We start from the raw sequence: 3152 nt of genomic DNA, 5'->3' as shown, positions 1-3152 counted from the left end.
TCCCCCGGCCACGCCGCCCGCCTTCCCGCGATCTCCCGTCGACCTGCCCGCCGTCGTGCCACGCAGGCGCCCCGGCCGCTGGGTGGCCGGTGCTCTCGGGCTGCTGGTCCTCGCGATGGTCCTCAACTCGGTGGCCCGCAACGACGCGTTCCAGTGGGACGTGGTCGCCCGCTACTTCACCACCGCCGCCGTGCTGGACGGGCTGCTGCTCACCCTGTGGCTGACTGCTGTGGTCATGGTGCTCGGCTTCCTGCTCGGCACGCCGCTGGCCGTGATGCGGCTGTCGACCAACCCGGTTCTGCGCAGTCTCGGTTGGGGCTACGTGTGGATCTTCCGCTCCACGCCGCTGCTGGTGCAGCTGCTGTTCTGGTTCAACATCGGCGCCCTGTACCCGCGGCTGGGGCTCGGCGTGCCGTTCGGGCCGCAGTTCGTCAGCGTCGAGACGGTGAACCTGCTGGGGCCCACGCTCACCGCGGTCATCGGCCTCACCCTGCACGAGGCCGCCTACGCCGCCGAGGTGGTCCGCGGTGGCGTGCTCTCGGTGGACGGAGGGCAGACCGAGGCCGCCCAGGCCCTGGGCCTGAGCCGGTGGCGCACCCTGCGCCGCGTCGTGGTCCCACAAGCCATGCGCTCGATCGTGCCGACCGCCGGCAACATGCTGATCGGCACCCTCAAGGGCACCAGCATCGTCAGTGTGCTGGCCGTGCACGACCTGCTGTTCTCGGTCCAGCTGGTCTACCACCAGACCTACCAGGTGATCCCGCTGCTGCTGGTCGCCACCCTGTGGTACGTGGCGGTCACCACCGTGCTGGGCATCGGTCAGTTCTACGTCGAGCGCCGCTACGCGCGCGGGGCGGCGCGGGCCCTGCCCCCCACCCCTCTGCAGCGGTTGCGGAACAGGCTGCGGCCGACGGCGCCCGGCAGCCGCCGGATCCCCGGCCCCGCGGGCGGTGAGCGGTGAGCGCCGGGACGCGCCCCGCGGTGCTGGCCGTGGTCGGAGCGGGCCCCCGCGCCGTCGGCCTGCTGGAGCGGATCGCCGCGAATCTGCCGCAACTGTGGCCGAGCCGAGCCGAGTTGCACGTCCATCTGGTGGATCCGCATCCGCCAGGGCCCGGGCGGATCTGGCGGCACGACCAGTCCCCCCTGCTGCGGATGAACTCCATGGCGGAGGACGTCACCATGTTCACCGACGAGTCGTCCACCGTGGAGGGTCCGGTCCGCACCGGCCCCTCCCTCGCGGAGTGGGCCGCGCAGTTCTCCGGGCGGGCGCCACGGCAGGATCCCTACGTCGAGCCCGCCGACCCCGGGACGCTGGCCGAGCTCCGCGGCCTCGCGGGCTCCGACTTCCCGACGCGGCGGGCGCAGAGCGCCTATCTGGACTGGGTGTTCCGCCGGGTCCTGGCCGAACTCCCCGCCCGGGTGCGGGTCGAGTGGCACGCCACCACCGCCACCTCGGTCGCCGGTCCGCCCGACGGCCCACAGCGGGTCCACCTGGCGGGGCGTGCCCGGCCGCTCACCGCCGACCTCGTCGTCCTCGCCCAGGGCCATCTGGACGCGGCGCCGCCCGCCGAACACGACGCACACGCCGATTTCGCGCGCCGGCACGGGTTGTTCCACCTTCCGCCCGCCTACACGGCGGACGTCGACCTGTCCCCGTTGCGCCCGGGGCAGCACGTGCTGGTCCGGGGTTTCGGGCTCGCCTTCGTCGACCTGATGTCCCTGCTCACCGAGGGCCGCGGCGGCGAGTTCGGCGAGGGGTCCGACGGAGAGCTCGCCTACCGGCCGTCCGGCCGTGAGCCGGTGCTGCACGTCGGGTCGCGGCGCGGCGTGCCGTACCACTCCAAGACCCACTACCCGCTCCAGGGCCCCCGGCCGCCGCTGCCGCGGTTCTTCGGCCCCGCCCAGGTGGCGGAGCTGGCCGCGGCGGGCCCGGTCGACCTCCGGCGCGACGTCCTGCCGCTGATGGCGAAGGAGATCGGCTTCGGGCACTACCACGAGCTGTTCCTCGCCCACCCGGAGCGCACCGCCCTGCCCTGGCCGGAGTTCGAGGCCGCGTACGCCCGTCTCGACCCGTGGGGGGCCGGCATGGCGGAACTGGTCGCCGGGGCGGTTCCGGACCCCGCCGACCGGCTGGACCTGGAGCGGCTCGACCGGCCGCTGGAGGGCGTGTCCTTCGCCACCCCCGAGGATTTCCAGGAGTACCTGCGCCGCTACGTGTCCCGTGACGTCGAACGACGCGCGGATCCGGCGCACAGCGCCGATCTCGGCGCGTTCCTCGCGTTGCTCTCGGTCTACGGGAACCTCGCCCGTCTCGCGGCGGCGGGGGCCCTGACCGCAGGCTCCGTGGCCCGCGACCTCGACGGCTGGTGGCAGGGCTTCTTCAGCTTCCTCGCCTCCGGCCCGCCCGGCTTCCGGCTGCGGCAGCTCCTCGCCCTCTCCCGGGCGGGCGTCGTCCGGTTCACGGGGGCGGACCTGCGGGTGGGGACGGACGAGGAGACCGGCACGTTCACCGGTGTCAGCCCGACGGTCCCCGGTCACACCGTGTACGCCACGGCACTGGTGGAGGCCCGCCTTCCCCGCTCCTCGGTGCTCCGCACCACCGACCCGCTCCTGCGGGACCTGAGCTTGCGGGGGGCGGTCGCGGAGGAGGTGCTGTCCGACGCCACCGACACCCACCGGTCCGGGCTGCTGGCGGTGGCGCACCCGGACGGCGGCCTGGTCGACCCCCGTCTGGGCGGCCGTGCGCACCCCCGCCGGGTGGCCCTGGGCGCGCCGACGAACCAGCGGGCGGTGGCCGCGTTCGCCAGGCCCTTCACCAACGCGCCGGGCTTCCAGCAGAACGACGCGACGGCCCGCAGCCTCCTGCGCTCCCTCGCCTCCCACCTCTCCCGCGAGCCCGAGCAGCCGCCCGCCCTGAGCGCACCGGACGCCCTCGGCGGGGTCGGCGGCCGGGGCGGCCTCGGCGCGATCGGCGCCCCCGGCGGCGCTGGAGCCGCCGGAGCGGTCGGCGGCCCCGGTGCGCGGGACGGGGGCACTCCGCCGTCCCGGCCGCGTCCCTCTCCGGTACCGGATCCGCGGCCCGGGTGCCGGCGTCCCCCGCGCGTGCCTCGCTGACCGACGTGCCCCCGGTGACGGGCGCTACGGCCGCCCCC

At 75.2% G+C, this 3152-nt stretch carries 2 protein-coding genes; both read left to right on the top strand.

The window, feature by feature from the left end; all coding sequences use genetic code 11:
• Positions 1 to 961: amino acid ABC transporter permease (locus ACOV8S_RS05255; protein WP_448316347.1), on the top strand; the 961-nt coding region annotated here is incomplete at its 5' end.
• Positions 958 to 3114, top strand: coding sequence for an FAD/NAD(P)-binding protein (locus ACOV8S_RS05250; protein WP_448316346.1), 2157 nt, complete (start codon positions 958 to 960; stop codon positions 3112 to 3114). The genes ACOV8S_RS05255 and ACOV8S_RS05250, both read left to right, overlap by 4 nt.
• Positions 3115 to 3152: the final 38 nt, after the last annotated feature.

The organism is Streptomyces sp. CO7, assembly GCF_053474865.1.
This window is presented reverse-complemented; position numbering and strand designations above follow the sequence as displayed.